We start from the raw sequence: 17436 nt of genomic DNA, 5'->3' as shown, positions 1-17436 counted from the left end.
TGCCGATCGCGAAACGACTGTATTGTGATTGAACCGCAGAATGGGAGGCATGGATCATGGCTGGAAGCAGCTCGGAACAAATCGGTGTAGGCGAGTTTATTGGAGTCTTTTGGCGAGATGTGAAGTACGCTCTCCGCTCGCTCGCCGGAGCTAAGGGCGTCACGATCACCGTGGTGCTCACACTCGCGCTCGGCATCGGAGCCAACGCCGCGATTTTCACACTGGTCCGTGGCGTACTGCTGCGGCCGCTGGTAAATCGTGACGAAGACAGGCTGATCTACATCCGCCAGAGCGCCAACGGCCTAGGCACAGAGAATGCTGTGTTTTCGGTTCCTGAGATACAGGATCTGCGGCAGCGGATCCAATCGTTGGATGCGATCGGCGATTTTTCCACAGTCGGCTTCACGATGAACGGACTAGGCGATCCGCGCGAGGTGCGTGCCGGAGTTGTCGGCGGCTCTTACTTCGATGTGATGGGTCTGCGTCCGGTACTCGGACGGCTCATCGACGCGAAGGACGACGGCCCAAACGCGGACGGTGTCATCGTTCTGACCTATCAGTTCTGGACGGCGACTTTGCACAAAGATCCCTCGGTGCTCGGAAAAACGGTAAGGCTGGGGTCTTTCGGATCACGCACAGCGACCATCATAGGCGTGCTGGAACCATGTGTCCCCTATCCATCGGAAACCGAGATCATCGCCAACTTGGTGACCAGTCCGCACCACATGTCGGCCACGATGGTGACGGGCCGCGTCCATCGCATGACCGAGCTGTTTGGACGCTTGGCCCCTGGGGCAACGCTGGAGCAGGCTCACGCCGAGCTCAAGGTGGCGCACCACGCCATCATGAAGGAGCATCCCGAAGCGTATCCAGTAAAGGCGGACTTTCGGATTGACGCAAAGCTTCTGCGCGACGAGATTACGTCCAAAGCGCGTACCGTGCTTTGGGTGCTGCTGGCCGCCTCTGGCTTGGTCTTTGTCATCGCCTGTTCAAACGCCGCCAACCTGATTCTGGCACGTACGAGCAGGCGCGAGGATGAGTTGGTGGTCCGCACCGCCCTTGGTGCAAGCACCGCTGCGCTGCGGCGCGTTCTGCTGGCGGAAAGCCTACTACTCTGCGGCACCGGAGCAGCCATCGGTATGCTGATTGCAAGGCCGCTGGTAGCCATCCTCGCACGCTATGCTTCGCGGTTCTCCGTCCGTGCGATCGATCTGACCGTGGACTCCAGCATGTTGTGGATCGGCGCCGGACTGGCGATCGCCGCCTCCATAGTCCTGGCGTTTGCGCCGCGCTTGCCCTCGGGCGACCGCCCGGGGATGAGTCTGGCTGCGGGAGGCGCTCGCATGACCGGTGGAGCGTCGCGCCGTCTGCGAGTCTTCGCAGTGACACAGATCGCTGCGTCCTTTGTCCTGTTGGCTGGCGCCGCCATGTTAGTCCAAACACTGCTGTCGATTCAGGCGATTGACCCCGGCATCGACACACGTCGAGTGCTCGCGATCAACGTACCTGTGATGTCCCATGGCCGGACAGACGAGCAGGTCGTCAGCTTTTACCAGGAAGCGATGCGTCGCGTACGCGAATTGCCCGGTGTGGACGGCGTCGCGCTAGGTACCCTCACGCCTTGGCGCGAAGGGGGCGCGTTCGGTCCGGGTATGCAGTTCACCGCCGAAGGCTATTCCCGCGGGACTGCGGAGGACGATCCGCGAGGCCAGTTCCGCATCGTGTCGCCCGGGTTCTTCGCCGCGCTCGGCGTGCCGATGATCACCGGTCGTGATTTTAACGAGCTCGACCGCAAGGATAGCGAGCCTGTCGCAATTATCAGCCGTAGCGTTGCACAGCAAATGTTTCCCGACCAGAATGTGCTGAACAGGCACGTCCGCTGGACGGATCCTGTGATCCAATTTATCGGCATGAAGCCGACACCGATGCGGATCATCGGAGTTGCCGCCGATATCGACGACGAGCACCTGGTTCCCGGTCCGATGCTGACCGTGTACACCCCGTTCGGGCAGGGGCCGCTGTTCGGCGGCCGGCTCTTCGTCCACGTCCGATCGGATCCGTACGCCCTGGTCAGCCCGATCTCGCGGACCATCCGCGATCTCTCGGTGGACCAGCCGGTGGAGCGCGCTGCAACGCTCGAAGATATTCGAGCGGAGGTATTAACGCCCGACCGTTTGAATGCAGTGGTCTTTGGCGTTTTCGCCATTGTGGCGCTGGCAATTGCAGTGGTCGGAGTCGCAGGCGTGCTGGCCTTTTCCGTGAGCGCGCGGACGCGTGAGTTTGGCATCCGTCTGGCAATCGGGTCGCAACCGCGGCATCTGCTCGGGCGCGTGATTGCCGAGGGCGCCGTGATTGCCGCTTTGGGGATTGGCGCCGGATTGGCGTGTGGATTCGGGCTGCAACGGCTGGCCAGCAGTTACTTCGAGCAAGTGCAAGCGCCGGGGGCCTGGGTTGTAGTTGGGGCAGCCTGTACCTTGCTCGCAGCAGCGGTGATCGCTTCCGCGTGGCCCGCGATGCGCGCAGCGCGCATTGATGTGATCCAAGCCATACGCGCAGACTAGAGGCAGTCTCATAAACCCATAGAGAGCGGAATATGGGATTCTGGAAGAGCTCTGGTGAATTGCGCGGAAGTGTCTGCGTGGACGATAGGACTTAAGGGACGACCAATGGGAAGTCGTAGAGCCGGTGTTGCGTCCGCAGCGCCGGGCGGATCAGCGTGGCAGGCCGTGGCACGATACTCGATGCGTATGGAACGGGGTGCTGTGGGTTTTAGGGAGTGGGGCGCAGTGGCGTGAACTGCCGGAAAGATATCCCCATACCAGACCTGTCACCGGCGTTTTCAACCGTGGGTGCGAAATTGGCCCCACCCGTCGCGGCAAGGGCACGAAGATCATCGCTCTCGCCGCTGGTAACAGTCTTCCTGTCGCCGTTGCTGTCGACAGCGCTTCGCCGGCCGGGTGTCAGCTTGTGGAAGACGTTCTGGCCGGAAGCTTCCTCGATGCAATGCCCAAGCGACTCATCGGAGACAAAGCTTACGACTCGGACAAGCTCGACGAAAAGCTTGCCGAAGAGTACAGCATCGAGATGATCGCGCCGAACCGGCGCAACCGGAGCAAGACTCAGGATGGACGACCATTGCGCCGTTACCGCCGCCGCTGGCGCGTCGAGCGGCTCTTTGCCTGGCTTCATCACTTTCGACGATTGGTCAATCGTTGGGAAGACCACGTCGAAAACTTCCTCGGATTTGTTCGCCTCGGTTGCTTGCAACTCTTACTCAGACGTCTATGAGACCGCTTCTAAAGGGGTATTCGGTTCGCTGCCAGCGTTGACCTCCAGCCAAGCCACCGACTCCCATAGCGATCATTTATCTATTTTTGAAACACAACGAGATTTGTACCGTTTCATTTACCTGTAAAACACGTTTGCTAGGGTGGATTCTAAAGTCCTGTTGCCACCTACTACCCATCCTGCGATCAACCCGCAAAGCTCTGAATATTGCCATGCTATCGAGGTCGAAGTCCTGGCGATTCTGAAAAGCCCGGCCTTTCGTTCCAGCCGCCGGAGTTGTGAGTTTCTTCTTTATGTAGTCGAGGCCGTACTTCAAGGCCGGAGCGGCTCCCTGAAGGAACGAACGATCGGGACCGAGGTGTTGGGGCGCGAAGCCTCCTACGATACCGGCTCCGATGCGGGCGTGCGGGTGCGCGCCAACGATGTTCGTAAGAGATTGAACACTTACTACCAGCAGGCCCAACCACGCAGCGGCTATCGGATCGAATTGCCTCCTGGCTCCTATGCGCCGCGCTTTGTGGAACTCAGTGCTTGCACTCTGCAGCGGCAAGCCCCGCCCGCCTGGCCAGATTCGCAAAGGCTTCCTTCATCGCCGCAGGTTCGTGCACCACAATCCGGCAACCCAGGCTGAGCAGCATGGCGGCGAAAGGCTCCAACTGGTCCCGGTGACAACGCAACAGAGTGCCACCCTCGGAGACCTCCATTGAAACCCGGTAGAGCGCGAAGTGGGAAGAAGCCGTCTCAATCGGCATCTCGATCCAAATCTGCAAGGCAAAGGCCGTCTGGACGAAGGGCATGGATTGGTGCAGGTAAGTCTTTGTATCGAAGTCCTTCGGCCGCTCAAAAGAAACTTCGCCAGCCTCAAGATTCGTCACCCGATCCAAGCGGAAGGTGCGGAGAGCTTTGCGCAGGAGACAGCGCCCCACCATGTACCAGCGGCCGTCCGCATGCATGACGCCATAGGGTTCGATCTCCCTGCACGAAGACACGCCTTGATAGTTCGCATAGTCGAAGCAAACGGAATGCCGGGAGCGAATCGCATGCGAGACCAGGATGAGATCAATCGCCGAAGTCGAAATCACCCACGGGCCGGGCTCAAGTGCAACAACCTCCTCGACGGTCTGCAGACTGTGGCGTAGCGGGTCCGGCAAGACCCGCCCAAGCTTGGCCGCTGCCCCCTCTGTCGCCGGAGCAAAGGCCGACAAACCGAGATGCCGCAAACCGCGCAAACCCAGCATCAGCGCGAAGGCTTCCTCATCGGTGAACATCAGCGGTGGCAGGCGAAAGCCGGGCTTGAGCCGGTAGTAGCCTCCGACTCCGCGCACCGCTTCCACCGGAATCGTCAGGTCCTGCAAGCGGGCGATGTAGCGTTGCACCGTTCGCAGGTTCACTTCAAGCCTTTCCGCCAACTCGGTACCGCTCACCCGTTCCCTTGCCTGCAGGATCTCCAATACTGTCAGGACACGCATGATCGGGTCGTACATGATTTTTATGCTGCCATGGAATTACGACAGGCTCTGTCGGGAATCGCTTTTAACCTGGATTGCAGAGGAACCTGAACATGACAACCACCGTTCTGACACCCGATCAAGTTCTGGAACATTGGCAAGGCCAACGCCGCCTGACAAGGCGCGTGATCGACGCTTTTCCGGAAGACAAACTCTTTCATTACTCCGTAGGCAGCATGCGTCCATTTGCCCAGATGGTACATGAGTTTCTGAAGATGGCCGTGCCGATTGCCCGCGGCGTGGCAACCGGCAAGTGGGAGGAGAACCCCGTCGCACTGCCCGCCACCAAGAGTGAATTGCTTCGTCTTTGGGATGAGGCAAGCGAGCAACTCACACAGATCTGGCCCACCATTCCGCCTGCCCGTTTTGCAGAAATCGATCGTGCGTTTGGCCAATGGGAGAACCCGGGCTTCAAGACGATTCTCTACGCCATTGACAATGAGACGCACCATCGCGGCCAAGCCTACGTGTATCTTCGCGGGCTAGGCATCGAACCACCTCCTTTCTACGAAAGAAATTAGAGCGCTGGCGTTTCGAGGCACTTGCCGTAGAACAGTCGAAACCGTAGTGCCGTCCTCAAGGCGGCGCTACGGTCCTGAAAACTTGTCGCAGCAGGAGATGCAGGTTGGACTGTCCTGAGCAAACGATGTCGTTTCCTCTTGGGAATACCTTCGCCTGCAAGTGGCAAGTCGTCCCTGGAGAAATTTGCAATGGTTGAGCGGAAATCACTCCAGAACACGCATGTATCAATAACAGTGCTGTGAAATTTCTGATCCATGTAGATGCAACACAAGGCTGGCATTGGATGCTCCGCGCCAGGGACGGCCAGATCCTCGCCGATTCTGAGTCCGGCTTTGCGACGAAAGAACTGTGCCTGAGCTCGATTGCGATGTTCCAGAATCGATACCGGACTTCGGCCATTCTCCAGGCAACCCTGCTAGAGGATGAGAGCGTACAGCGTCTGGAACCACCCGGCGAAGGAGTCGCGATGCTACCACCCAAGCAGCGCTCCAACCTCTTGCACTTCTCTCGTTAGCGCCGCAGCCAGCAGCGGAACTGGCACAATAGATTCCGGATGGTCACACTCCCCGATATCGAGGCAGCGCACCAGCGCATCCGCCCCACAATCCACGTCACGCCCTGCGAGTTTTCAGAAACCTTCACCGCCCTATCGGGTAACCCGGTTTATTTCAAACTCGAAAACTTGCATATGACCGGAAGCTTTAAGGAGCGTGGGGCGCTCAATAAGCTGCTGCTCATGAGTCCCGAGGAGCGAGCGAAGGGCGTGATCTGCGCCTCTGCCGGCAACCATGCCCAGGGCGTCGCCTATCATGCTACTCGCCTGGGCGTGCGGGCGATCATCTACATGCCCGAACATGCCCCCATCACGAAGGTCAACGCGACGGCGCGTTTTGGCGGCGAGGTTGTCCTCTATGGCAAGAGCTTTGATGAGGCACTGGCCGAGGCGAAGCGTCGCGGGATTGCCGACGGCTTGACCTTCATCCACGCCTTTGACGACCCCGCCGTCATCGCCGGCCAGGGCACGATTGGACTTGAAATCCTCGGCCAGAATCCGTTTGTGGAAGCGATCCTGGTGCCGGTGGGCGGAGGCGGCCTCATCGGCGGCGTGGCTTGCGCCATCAAAGAAACGAACCCAAAGATCAAGATCGTTGGCGTGCAGACGAGCCGGATTCCGTCGATGCTCGCGGCCGTGGCCCATCATGCAACGGTCGAACTCCCCGCCGCCACCAGCATCGCCGACGGAATCGCGGTCCGGAGAGCTGGCGAACAGACGCTCCCGCTGGTGGAGAAGTATGTCGACGACTTAGTGACCGTCGAAGAAGAAGAAATCGCGAGCGCCATCCTTTATCTTCTCGAGCGGGAGAAAACAGTAGCGGAAGGCGCAGGCGCCACCGCAGTGGCCGCACTGCTCCACAACAAGACCAACCTCAAGGGAAAGAAGACCGTTGCCTTGGTTTGCGGCGGCAATATCGATCCGTTGTTCCTGAGCCACATCATCGAGCGGGGCATGGTGAAGGATGGCCGGCTGGTCAAGTTGCGGGTGATGGTGCCAGACCGTCCAGGTGCACTCCATTCTCTGACCGGCGTCCTGGCCGACATGCGCGTCAATGTCGTCACCATCCAACATGACCGTGCCTATCATGGTGTCGCGCTGGGCCATACGGCGGTGGAAGCGACCATCGAGACGCGGGGCAGCGATCACCTCGATGCGCTCTTCACGGCCTTAGGCAATCTGAATTATCCGTTTGAGCGCATCCGCTAGAGCAGGGCCAGATTGGACTGTCCTCCGGATAGGTCGATGGAATGATGGACAAGCTGCGACGCATCAGTCGCGTCCACTGTCCGGCGCCCCCACGCACCTGCCCTGCGTTGATAGGCACGCAAGACGAAGTTGTAGGTCGTGGACCCAGGTTCGCTCATAAGCCCTCTGATCCTCCTCGCTGAGTCCGGCTGTCCGCGCCTGCTCGGCACTCACTTTGATATCCTCCAACTCGCTGGTCCTTGCCTTGAGGCACTTCGATTGGAGAAGTATGGGCGGCGCTTCAGCAGGTCCTGCGCTTCGGCGCGGCGCTCGGCGTAGCAGGCTGCGTTGGTCTGTTTGGTGGCTTGTGATGAACAAGCAAGAGCAGCTTTCCAATCAGGTGTCCAGCGACCGGCAGCTCGCGCTGGACTTACTTCGCAGATCACTTAGACGCGTAGCCGACTGATCATCTTATTGACGCTTGCTGAATATAGCGGATGCAGCTACATCGCCGCAGGCCCGGATTTGTTCGCGATGAAGATTCCTGGGCATCCTCTATATTCGGCGGACCTCAATAGATGTGAAGGCTTTGACTCGTGAGAGGGAACACCGGTTCTTCCATGCGGTCGCTTGGCTGCTTGCTGGTTTGGTATTTCTTGGATTCGCTCGCACCTATTACCTGAAATCGTTCTTCGGCGCACCGGCGTTGCCATTGCTGCTGCATGCTCACGGCATCGTGGACGCTGTGGTTTGGCTTGTTCATCGTTCAGATTGCGCTCGTGAACTCGCGGCGCATTGATCTTCATCGGCGGCTCGGGTCCGCCGGACTGCTGCTCGGACTGCAACTGTTCGCTGTGCTCAGCGTCTTCGTCCTCCTCATGGTGCTGGGGGTATCGCTATCGCCGCCGCCCGGACGTTCACAAACGCCTAATGACGATGGGGATACTTTGCGTGCTCGGCCCCGCGCTCACACGCCTTTCGTTTCTGCCGAATCATGGCATCGGCGTGGCGATCACTTTCAACGTCGGCTTGATCCTGGCGGTTGTGCTGGCAGATGCTTTCCTCTACCGCCGTTTGCACCCCGCTTTTGCCGGGGGGGCCGTACTCGTGATCGGGTCGATGTTCGCCGTCGCTCCATTCGCCCAAACCGTTTTTTGGGTCAGATGGGTGCGACGCAATCTCCTCGAATCAGTTCAGATGTAGGTTGCCCGCAAGCGCCAGGCCGGGACCATGCCCGGCTGGGAGATGCCGCCCTCGCAGTCTGATGGTGTCCTTGTACCCAGGGTGTGATTTGCTTTGAGTCAAACCTCTCGACGTTTCAAACAGAGCGGGGCCTAGATTGGAAGGCAACAGGCCCAGACTAGCCTATGGCCTGCGCCAGTTTTCGACCAAGCCTGCAATGCCCAGCAGGCGAAAACGATGGACCCATTTTGCCGTCAATCCGGCATTCTGGTGGTAATCCATCTGATCTCCTCGGCCGTCGATGTATTTGCAAACTCGCTTCCGGCTCTTGATCAGAGGACAACCGATTGAGACATCACATCTGAATATTGAAACCGCTTGGCGTCCGCGGACGATGCGATGGATTGATAGCGGGCGCCAGCAATGGCGAGCAGCAACAGCAGCACTGAGGCGGATGCGAAGATCCTGAGCGACCAAAACTTCGCACGGCGAGGCGTCATTGCTCTAGAGCAGAATCGGCTTCACCACCTCGCCGGAGACACCGGTGAGCCGCACGTCGAGGCCTTGGTACTTCACGGTCATCCGCAAGTGATTCACACCGAGCAAGTGGAGCATCGTCGCGTGGAAATCGTGAACGCTCACCGGGTTCTCCACCGCCGCATAGCCCAGGTCGTCCGTCGCTCCGTAGCTGATGCCGGGCTTCACGCCACCGCCAGCCAGAAAGTACGAAAAGCCCTTGATGTGGTGATCGCGGCCCGTGCCGCTCTGGGACATCGGCGTTCTCCCGAATTCCCCGCCCCAGACGACCAGCGTGTCGTCCAGCATCCCGCGTTGCTTCAGGTCACGAATGAGCGCGGCGCTCGCTTTGTCCACTTCCTGCGCCTTGTTCGCAATGCCGTCCTTGACGCCGCCGTGATGGTCCCAATCGCGATGATAGAGCTGGATGAAGCGGACGCCTTTTTCCGCCAGTCGGCGCGCGAGCAGGCAGTTGGAAGCAAAGCTTCCATCGCCTGGCTTGGCTCCGTACATCTCGAGGACACTGGCCGGTTCCTTCGACATATCCATCAGGTCGGGCACGCTTGCTTGCATCCGGAAGGCCATCTCGTACTGCGCGATGCGCGTCTGGATCTCCGGGTCTTCGACGTTTGTGTAGGCGCGCTGGTTCAGGCGATTGACCGCATCGATCGAATCCTTCTGCATGTCCTTGGAGACCCCGGGAGGATTGCGGACATACAGCACCGGATCGCCCACGGAATTGAACTTCACGCCCTGGAACTTCGAGGGCAACATGCCCGCGCTCCATTGCCGGGCCGCGATCGGCTGATTCTGGCCACCGCGCCCGCTCGACATCATCACGACAAAGCCGGGCAGATCTTCCGATTCTGACCCCAGCCCATAAGTCATCCACGAACCCATACTGGGCCGCCCGGTAATGATCGATCCGGTATTCATGATCGTGTGCGCCGGATCGTGGTTGATCTGCTCGGTCCACATCGAACGGATGATGCAGATTTCGTCAGAGACGCCGCCGATCTCAGGAAACAGTTCGCACATCTCCTGCCCGCTTTTGCCAAACTTCTTGAAGCCGTGTTGCGGCCCGTAGCAAATGAGCGGACGCCCCTGAAGCTGGGCAATCTGCTGGCCCTTGGTAAAGCTCTCAGGCATGCCCTTGCCGTCCATCTCGGCCAGCTTCGGCTTCCAATCGAAGGTCTCCAGGTGAGACGGACCGCCCGCCTGATAGAGGAAGATCACCCGCTTCGCCTTCGCCGCATGGTGCAGCGGATTGACGACGCCTTTGGAGTTCAGCGTGGCTGCCTGCCCAATCAACGAATTCAGTGCGGCCATCCCGAACCCAGCACAAGATCGACCGAGGAATGCCCGCCGTTTCAGATTTACTTCCAGCATGTTCTTAGTTCCTTGTAATCGTCTCGTGTAAGTTCAGGATGGCCCGCGTGACGGTCATCGCGGCAGCCAGTTCTTCTGGCTTCACTTTTACCGCAAGCGGCGCATCGCCCACCGTCAACAATTGCTTGGCGGCCAGGCTGTCGGCTTGGAAGCGCTTGAGATTGGCAGCATAGAGTTCCGTCAGAATCTGCTTTTCTTCCGGAGCAGCCTGACGGCCCAGAGCACGCGCGAAGGCCCAGTCGAGCCGGTCGCCCAAGCTCTTGCCGCCTTCGCTGAGCATTTTCTGTGCAAAGACACGGGCGGCTTCGACATAGATCGGATCATTCAACAAGACCAGCGCCTGGAGCGGCGTGTTTGAGTTCACACGATTGACCGTGCACTCCTCGCGGGAGGGGGCATCGAAGGCCATCAGGCTCGGATGCAGGAAGGTCCGCTGCCATTGCGTGTAGAGACCGCGGGCGTAGAGGTCTTTCCCAATACTGGCCGCGTAGTCCCGCTTGGGGAAGTTCAAGGCGCCCAGATAACCCTCCGGCTGATAGGGCCGCACACTGGGGCCTCCAAAGCGCTCCGTCAGCAGTCCAGAGGCAGAGAGCGCAATATCGTGCACCGCCTCCGCATCAACACGAATCCGATTCTGTCTGGCAAAAAGCCGGTTCTCCGGATCCTTTTCAGCCGCCTCTTTGCTGGGGATCGAGGACTGGCGATAGGTCTCGCTCATCACGATGGTCTTCACCGCACGCTTCACATCCCAATGGCTTTGGAAGTCTGCAGCAAGCCAATCCAGCAAATCGAGATTGGAAGGCAATTCGCCCTGGGAACCAAGATCGTCCAGCACCTTCGTCAGGCCAGCTCCAAAGAATTGACGCCAGAGCCGATTGACGAAGACGCGGGCAGTGAGCGGGTTGTCTTGGGATACGATCCAATTCGCCAGATCGAGGCGCGTGGCGCGGCGTCCCCCGGTCTCGAGTGTGCCGAACTTCACTGGAATCGCGGGCTCCACCACTGGCCCGGTCTCATCGAGAAAATTTCCACGCGGCAGGATGCGCGTCTCCACTGGAGGCACTTGCTCCACCGCCAACACTCTCGGGATGGCCGCATTCAGATAGTAACGGTCATGCTCGAGACGGGCGATCTCTTCCCAGGTGGAAAGCAGTGCAGGGTCCGCCCAGGCCCGATAGCTGAGCAGCGCTTTCTTCTGCGCGTCGCTTCGTTTTGCAGGCTCGGTGCGCAAAGCCTTGAGCACCTCATCGGAAAGGCCACCTTTCGGCAACTCTTTGGCGAGATCGCTCCCCTGCGGCCAGGATTGGGTCCCGGCGCTAAGGGCCAAACGGAAGCGTCCAATCGTCGCCTTCCGGGTGTCCGAGTCGTGCCGGAGAGTCACGGTGATGGTCTCCGATCCGTTGGTGCGCAGCGGCTGCTTCAGGCGCAGAGCCAACATCAGATTCTTGTTTTCCCCATAGGTCACCACACCCCAGCCAGTCTTGGGATCTCCATCGATTGCCGCCAGCGGCGGCTGCTCCCAGCCCGGATCAGAGACGTTTGAGGTGGCTAGCGAGAAGGCGATCGGCTCCTTGGAGGCGCTGCTTTTCGCTTCAATCTCAGAGATCACCAGTCGATCGCTCCCACGGGCAACCGCGTTGCTCAGCAGCGAATCATCCTGCACCACCTCAAGCCCCAGAGCCGTCCAGGAGCCAGCTTTCGGTTGGAAGGTCACGGTGTAAGTTTCCCGGTCCGGATTCGCACCGCTCGCCACTATCAACCCCTTACCGGGCGCGCGGAAGGACTGGATGATGCCACCGATATAGGGCATCATGTCGAGCTCTTCTTCGTTATAGATCTTGAGCGTGGCGCCGTTCTTCGAGCTCGCGGTGAGAGGGCGTTGCACCTGCCAGGCGAGCTTGCCAGCATCGTAGTCCGCCAGCAGCCGCTGTTCCCAGGCCGCATCGGTTGGAGATTGCAACTTCGCGCGCGCCGCCTCGAGTCGAGCCACAATCGCGTCGAGCTTCTGCTTCTGATCCGGCTGCGGCATCGTCATCACCGCGCCCCAGGCAGCCGTGCCGCGATCGGGCACCAGCCCGGTCTCTTTGATGTCAGCAAAGAACGCCTTCATCGCATAGAAGTCTTTGGCGAGCAGCGGATCGAATTTATGATCGTGGCATTCGGCGCATCCAAGCGTCGCGCCCAACCAGACCGCCGAGACGGTGCGCACCCGGTCTGCGCCATACTTCGCCAGATACTCCTTCGGTTGCAGACCACCTTCGGCAGAAACACGATTCAAACGATTGAAGGCGGCAGCCACCTTTTGATCGACCGTCGCATTCGGAATCAGGTCGCCGGCCAGTTGCTCCCGCGTGAAGGCATCGAAAGGCTTATTGTTCAGAAAGGAATTCAGCACATAGTCGCGATAGGGCCAGGCAGGAAACAGGTTGTCGCCGTGGAAGCCTGCGGTGTCGGCATAGCGCACCGCATCGAGCCAGTGCATGGTCATCTTTTCGGCGTAGGCCTTGGAGGCGAGCAGCCGGTCGACGGCCTTTTCATAAGCATTCGCACTCGAGTCGGCGAGGAATTGATTGATCTCTGCCGGAGTAGGCGGCAACCCGGTGAGATCGAGCGTAACGCGGCGCAGCAGGGTTCTGCGATCGGCTTCCGCCGCAGGCTTCAGACCCTCTTCGAGCAGGCGGGCGCGGACAAAACGGTCGATGCTGCCGTTCTCGCTTTTGTGAATTGGTTGATAGGCCCAATGTCCTTCATACACGGCGCCCTCATTGATCCAGCGGCGGATGACGTCCTTCTGCTTGTCTGTCAGTTCCTTATGAATCGACACCGGCGGCATCACTTTGGCAGAACTGGTTGCAAAGATGCGGTCCATGATCAGCGACTTGCTCGCATCACCTGGCACCACAGGCACACGGCCGGCTCGATTCGCCTTGGTCGCCTCTTCGCGCAGGTCCAGACGCAGCCCAGCCATGCGGGAAGACTTGTCGGGGCCATGGCAGCGAAAGCAGGTGTCGGCCATGATGGGGCGGATGTCGCGATTAAAGCTGACTGGCTGTTGAGCCAACGAAAGCGAGCCAAAAGCGAGTACAACCAGGAGCTTCATGCCCCAATTATATAGATGGAAGTGGGAAAGACGGAATATTTACAGAAAGGAAAAGAAGGAAGGAAAAGATTTGGTGGACCTGAAGGGATTCGAACCCTTGACCTCTTCCATGCCATGGAAGCGCGCTCCCAACTGCGCCACAGGCCCACTCGAAACGAACTCTTTCAGTATACAACAGACAGGCGGTTAGTCGAGTACAACTGCACCAATCCCTTTAATTTGATAACGAGTGACTGGCCCTTTCACCGACTTGGGGTCAAAACTACGGCCCATCTCATCTGCTTCATGCTTCGCCTCGGCAATCGCACGCTCTTTGCTCAACTCGATCTTGGTGAGCGTACCTTCCGCAATCGCCTGCTTGCCTGCTCCGTTCTTTGGAAACTCGATTTCGCCATCGTTGACCTTGATGCGAATCATCTTTCCGCTCGCGCTGTCCACCAGATTCATCCAGCAGCCCATCATCTGGCAGACTTCGACAATCTTGCCCTTAACGGCAACGGTTTTCCCCACGTACTTGTCGGGTTCGGCGTAGATTCTCTCCACGGAAACCGGCTCTTTTGTGGTGAGCGGTTTGCCGAGCTTCAATTCCGCTGCGCTCAGACCGGCAGCGCAAAGTGTCATGACAAAGAGGATATGTTTCACGAGTTCCCGTTCCCTACTGCTTTGGCTTGCGGGCGGCGGAAGAGCCTCCCTCTTTCGCTAAGCGGACCTTGGCATTATCAAGCTTCTTCTGGACCTTCGCGATTTCCTTTTCGTCTTTTTCGCTCGGGGCCACAATCGCCCATTCCGACACACTGCGCTCCCAGGCGGCGACCGCTTCTTTGATCTTTCCCTGCTTGAAATAGACATCAGCAAGGTGATCATGCACTGTCGGGTCCTTGCCCGTTTTCTCGACGGCCAGTTGCAGATACTTCAACGCATCATCCAGCTTGTCCAGCCGATAGTAGGCCCAGCCAATGCTATCGAGATAAGCACCATTTTGCGGGTCCTGATCGAGCGCCTTCTGGATCATGGCAAACCCCTCGGCCACCCGGACATTGCGATCCACCAGCATGTAGCCCAGGTAGTTGAGCGCCCCGGCATTGGTGGGGTCCGATTTTAGAATCTTCTGGAACTCCGCCTCTGCCGCATCGTGGTTCTTCTGCTTTTCATACATTGCGCCGCGCAGGAAGTACACTGCTTCTTTTTCTTCCGGTGCAACCGAAAGCTTTTCAGCGCTATCAAGCGCCTTCGCCATCTCTGGGTAATTCTTGCCCTTCTCCCAAACATTGGCGATAGAGAGATAAGTCTCGCGGTCCTGCTTACCATCGAGCAACTTGGTGAGCGATTCGACTCCCTGGTGCGCCTTGCCCATCTCGCCGAGCAAATTGGCACGCAACACGCGCAGGGTGCGGTCGTTCGGATTCTTTTTCAAATACTCTTCCACCGTTGCGTCGGCTTTGGCGTATTCCTTTGCCTGGTGGTAGGTTTCGACAATCTGAGCCTGCATGCGGCTCACCGTTCGCTCATCGCCAATGGCGAAATTCGCCGCTTCTTCAAAGGACTTCACCGCGTCGGGATACTGTTCATAGCTCCGCTGCATGACGCCGAGGCGCTCGAGCAGCGAGAGGCGATTTCCCTTCTCCTGGGGGAGATAGGTTTTGCGCGTCGTCGCGTCGACCATCTGCTTGAGCAGCGCGATGGCCTCGGCCGATTTGCCTTCCGCCTCCAGCAGAATCACTTCGTTATATTGCACATCGAGATTCGTCCCATCGAGGTCGGAGGCCTTCTTTGCATAGAAGCGTGCCTTTTCAAAGTTCCGCTTCTGGCGATAGATCTGCGAGAGGCGCAGGATGCTGCCGATGTCTTTGGGTTCGTCTTCGACCAGTTCCTCATACACCCGAATCGCCTCATCCAACTGGTCACTCAGCAATAAATTGTTCGCAAGCTGGCGCTTGACCTCAGGATTGCCACCACTCGCGTCGAGCGCTTTCTGCCATGCCTTTGCAGCGCTCTTGTAATCCTTCATCTGTTCATAGGTCTCGGCCAGTTGCGAAAGGCCGCGCGGATTGGGGCTCTTGGCGTTGGCCTTCTCGAGCATCGCCGCGGCGCCGGAGACATCGCCCTGCTCAGCAGCGACCATGGCCATGCCGGTGAGTGCATCCTCATTGTCCGGGTCGAGTTCAAGAACCTTCTTATAGGCTTTTTCGCTCTGGGCATTATCGTTGACAACCTTATTCAGGCGGCCCAGCATTACCCAGGAATCGACATCGGTGGGGTCCTGTTCCGTCACCTTACCGTACTGCTCGAGGGCCTTGCGCACCATGTCTTCGCGAATGCGGTTTGCTTGTGGATCGCCGATGAGGCGGGCATAAATGCGGCCGAGAATGCGGCGGGCGCCGAGATCATTCGGATTGGCTTTCAATGCCGCTTCAGACTCGGTCACCGCACGATTGCCAAGTCCGGCCTGCACATAAAGATCGCTGAGCTCTGTACTCATGAAACCGGCCTTAGGGTCAGCTTTGATCGCAGCCTTGTAATATTCAATCGCTGGATTCAAATATTCGGACTTGTTTCCGGACGAAGCTGCTAAATCCGCGAAGATGTGTGCCATCGAATAGTTAAAATAGGCACCAGACTTGTCTGTCTTCGCCGCACTGGCGGGGCTGGCCTGTTGAGCCCACGACGCGTGGGCGAATATTACGGCTAGGCTTGCAGCCCACAAGATTCGCATTGACTTCTGCATGAAATGGTCCTTCGCTGGAGGCGCTCCCCGATTTGACTAACAGTATATCCCCGCTGCTGGCGGTCGTCGGTCCTACGGCCAGCGGCAAGTCTGCGCTAGCCCTGCACCTCGCATGTCAGTTTGACGGCGAAATCGTCAATTGTGATTCATTGCAAATCTACAAAGGGATGGATATTGGCACGGCGAAGCCGGCTTTGGACGAAAGATCGGTTGTCCCTCATCACCTCTTTGATATTCGAACGCCCTCGGAAGTATTTACAGCCGGAGAGTACTCACGCCTGACCCGGCTGGTTCTGCGTGAAATTACAGAGCGCCAACATCTCCCGATTGTGACAGGAGGCGCAGGCTTTTACCTGAAAGCCCTGCTGGAAGGCCTCTTCCCTGGTCCTGAAAGATCGAGTGTCTTACGGGATCGTCTGGCAGCGCTGGAGGCGCGGCGGGCTGGGTCCTTGCATCGAATCCTGCACTGCTGGGATCCCCCCAGCGCGGCGCGGATTCATGCCAATGACACCAATAAATTAATCCGGGCGCTGGAAGTGACGATCCACGAAAACCAGCCCTTGACGCAAGCACACCAACGGCAACGAGGCCAGCTTGAGGGATTTCGTGTCTTAAAACTAGGGCTCTGGCCCGACCGGACCCAACTACGGGCGCAGATTGCGAAACGAAGCCAATTGATGTTTGATCAAGGGCTTTTGAGCGAGGTCGGACAATTGCGCGAGCTCGGCTACGGCCCTGAGGCCAAGGCCATGGAATCGGTTGGTTACAAGCAGGCACAAGCTGTTTTGGATGGGCGGATGGGACTCCAGGCCGCAATTGAAGAGACAACCATCCGGACCTCGCAGTATGCCAAGCGGCAAATGACCTGGTTCCGCCGCGATCCCGAGATCATTTGGCTCTCTGGCTTTGGCAATGAGCCCGCCATCCAGCAACGCGCGGCATCCGCCTTGGCCCATTTCCTTTCGATGGCCATCGAAAAATCTTCTACTCCACGGAACGAATTGAGCTGAGCTTCGTATGGATAGATGTGCGATGAGTGAGCAGCTTCACAAGCCCTCCTCACACATGGCATTGACCTGGGGACAGATCAGAAATAGGAGTATTGCAAGCAAATGACCAAGAAGTTCATTCTGAGTTTCGCCGCTGCCGCATTGATGGTAGTGAGTGCAGCAGAAAAGCACAACATCACGCTTTTCCAGCCCTCAGTGGTAAACGGGACCGAATTGGCTCCCGGCGATTACCGGATGGAAGTGGCAAATGACAAAGTTGTGATTACCAAGGGCAAGCAGAAGGTCGAAGCCAACGTTAAAGTGGAAACAGCCGATTCAAAATTTGGTTCCACCTCCGTGCGTTACAACAGCGCCGATGGCAAGTATCAGGTGCAGGAAATCCGTCTCGGTGGCACCAACCGGAAACTCATTTTCGGCTCCGTTCAAAACGGACTCTAAGTAAACGGCCGGCGAGC

15 protein-coding genes, 1 tRNA gene and 1 pseudogene are annotated in these 17436 nt (G+C 58.4%); 10 read left to right on the top strand and 7 right to left on the bottom strand.

The window, feature by feature from the left end; all coding sequences use genetic code 11:
- Positions 1 to 119: 119 nt before the first annotated feature.
- From M017_RS0109955 to M017_RS0109950, 3 genes and pseudogenes are all read left to right on the top strand, one after another.
- Entirely contained in the window at positions 120 to 2561 is a 2442-nt protein-coding gene (locus M017_RS0109955; protein ID WP_238325854.1) for an ABC transporter permease, read from the top strand.
- A gap of 103 nt (positions 2562 to 2664) precedes the next feature.
- Positions 2665 to 2844: pseudogene (locus M017_RS30665) on the top strand (transposase); the annotation flags it as partial.
- A 12-nt stretch (positions 2845 to 2856) separates the two neighbouring features.
- Positions 2857 to 3288, top strand: coding sequence for an IS5 family transposase (locus M017_RS0109950; RefSeq protein ID WP_420313858.1), 432 nt, complete (start codon positions 2857 to 2859; stop codon positions 3286 to 3288).
- A gap of 524 nt (positions 3289 to 3812) precedes the next feature.
- Here M017_RS0109950 and M017_RS0109940 read toward each other — a convergent pair.
- On the bottom strand, positions 3813 to 4772 hold the full coding sequence (locus tag M017_RS0109940; RefSeq protein ID WP_035957756.1) for a helix-turn-helix transcriptional regulator: 960 nt from the start codon (positions 4770 to 4772) through the stop codon (positions 3813 to 3815).
- Between the two features lie 77 nt (positions 4773 to 4849).
- Here M017_RS0109940 and M017_RS0109935 point away from each other — a divergent pair, with 77 nt between their 5' ends.
- The 3 genes from M017_RS0109935 to ilvA all read left to right on the top strand — a co-directional run bounded on the left by M017_RS0109935 (position 4850) and on the right by ilvA (position 7080).
- Positions 4850 to 5317, top strand: a complete 468-nt coding sequence (locus M017_RS0109935; RefSeq protein ID WP_031497706.1) for a DinB family protein — start codon at positions 4850 to 4852, stop codon at positions 5315 to 5317.
- A 239-nt stretch (positions 5318 to 5556) separates the two neighbouring features.
- On the top strand, positions 5557 to 5832 hold the full coding sequence (locus tag M017_RS0109930; RefSeq protein ID WP_031497705.1) for a YegP family protein: 276 nt from the start codon (positions 5557 to 5559) through the stop codon (positions 5830 to 5832).
- 39 nt (positions 5833 to 5871) lie between these two features.
- Positions 5872 to 7080, top strand: a complete 1209-nt coding sequence (gene ilvA / locus M017_RS0109925) for a threonine ammonia-lyase (RefSeq protein WP_035957755.1) — start codon at positions 5872 to 5874, stop codon at positions 7078 to 7080.
- Here ilvA and M017_RS30205 read toward each other — a convergent pair.
- Complete coding sequence (locus M017_RS30205) at positions 7077 to 7238, bottom strand: hypothetical protein (protein WP_155121340.1); 162 nt, start codon at positions 7236 to 7238, stop codon at positions 7077 to 7079. The two genes, ilvA and M017_RS30205, sit on opposite strands and share 4 nt — an antisense overlap.
- 401 nt (positions 7239 to 7639) lie before the next feature.
- Here M017_RS30205 and M017_RS29245 point away from each other — a divergent pair, with 401 nt between their 5' ends.
- On the top strand, positions 7640 to 7858 hold the full coding sequence (locus tag M017_RS29245; RefSeq protein ID WP_155121339.1) for a hypothetical protein: 219 nt from the start codon (positions 7640 to 7642) through the stop codon (positions 7856 to 7858).
- Positions 7859 to 7989: 131 nt separating this feature from the next.
- Entirely contained in the window at positions 7990 to 8262 is a 273-nt protein-coding gene (locus M017_RS0109910; protein WP_238325853.1) for a hypothetical protein, read from the top strand.
- 483 nt (positions 8263 to 8745) lie between these two features.
- Here the strand turns inward: M017_RS0109910 and M017_RS0109895 are convergent, their stop codons facing one another.
- The 5 genes from M017_RS0109895 to M017_RS0109875 all read right to left on the bottom strand — a co-directional run bounded on the left by M017_RS0109895 (position 8746) and on the right by M017_RS0109875 (position 15785).
- Complete coding sequence (locus M017_RS0109895; protein ID WP_031497700.1) at positions 8746 to 10146, bottom strand: DUF1501 domain-containing protein; 1401 nt, start codon at positions 10144 to 10146, stop codon at positions 8746 to 8748.
- Positions 10147 to 10150: 4 nt separating this feature from the next.
- Entirely contained in the window at positions 10151 to 13246 is a 3096-nt protein-coding gene (locus M017_RS0109890; protein WP_031497699.1) for a PSD1 and planctomycete cytochrome C domain-containing protein, read from the bottom strand.
- A 71-nt stretch (positions 13247 to 13317) separates the two neighbouring features.
- A tRNA-Ala gene (locus M017_RS0109885) sits at positions 13318 to 13393 on the bottom strand.
- Positions 13394 to 13432: 39 nt separating this feature from the next.
- Positions 13433 to 13888, bottom strand: coding sequence for a DUF4920 domain-containing protein (locus M017_RS0109880; protein WP_155121337.1), 456 nt, complete (start codon positions 13886 to 13888; stop codon positions 13433 to 13435).
- Positions 13889 to 13901: 13 nt separating this feature from the next.
- Positions 13902 to 15785, bottom strand: coding sequence for a tetratricopeptide repeat protein (locus M017_RS0109875; RefSeq protein WP_238325852.1), 1884 nt, complete (start codon positions 15783 to 15785; stop codon positions 13902 to 13904).
- A 218-nt stretch (positions 15786 to 16003) separates the two neighbouring features.
- Here M017_RS0109875 and miaA point away from each other — a divergent pair, with 218 nt between their 5' ends.
- Positions 16004 to 16981: a tRNA (adenosine(37)-N6)-dimethylallyltransferase MiaA gene (gene miaA, locus M017_RS0109870; protein ID WP_238325851.1), complete on the top strand. Its 978-nt coding sequence runs from the start codon at positions 16004 to 16006 to the stop codon at positions 16979 to 16981.
- A 102-nt stretch (positions 16982 to 17083) separates the two neighbouring features.
- A complete protein-coding gene (locus tag M017_RS0109865) occupies positions 17084 to 17419 on the top strand; it encodes a hypothetical protein (protein ID WP_031497695.1) in 336 nt (111 codons plus the stop codon).
- The last annotated feature ends 17 nt before the right edge of the window (positions 17420 to 17436 follow it).

It is taken from the genome of Bryobacter aggregatus MPL3, assembly GCF_000702445.1.
Lineage (GTDB): Bacteria > Acidobacteriota > Terriglobia > Bryobacterales > Bryobacteraceae > Bryobacter > Bryobacter aggregatus.
This window is presented reverse-complemented; position numbering and strand designations above follow the sequence as displayed.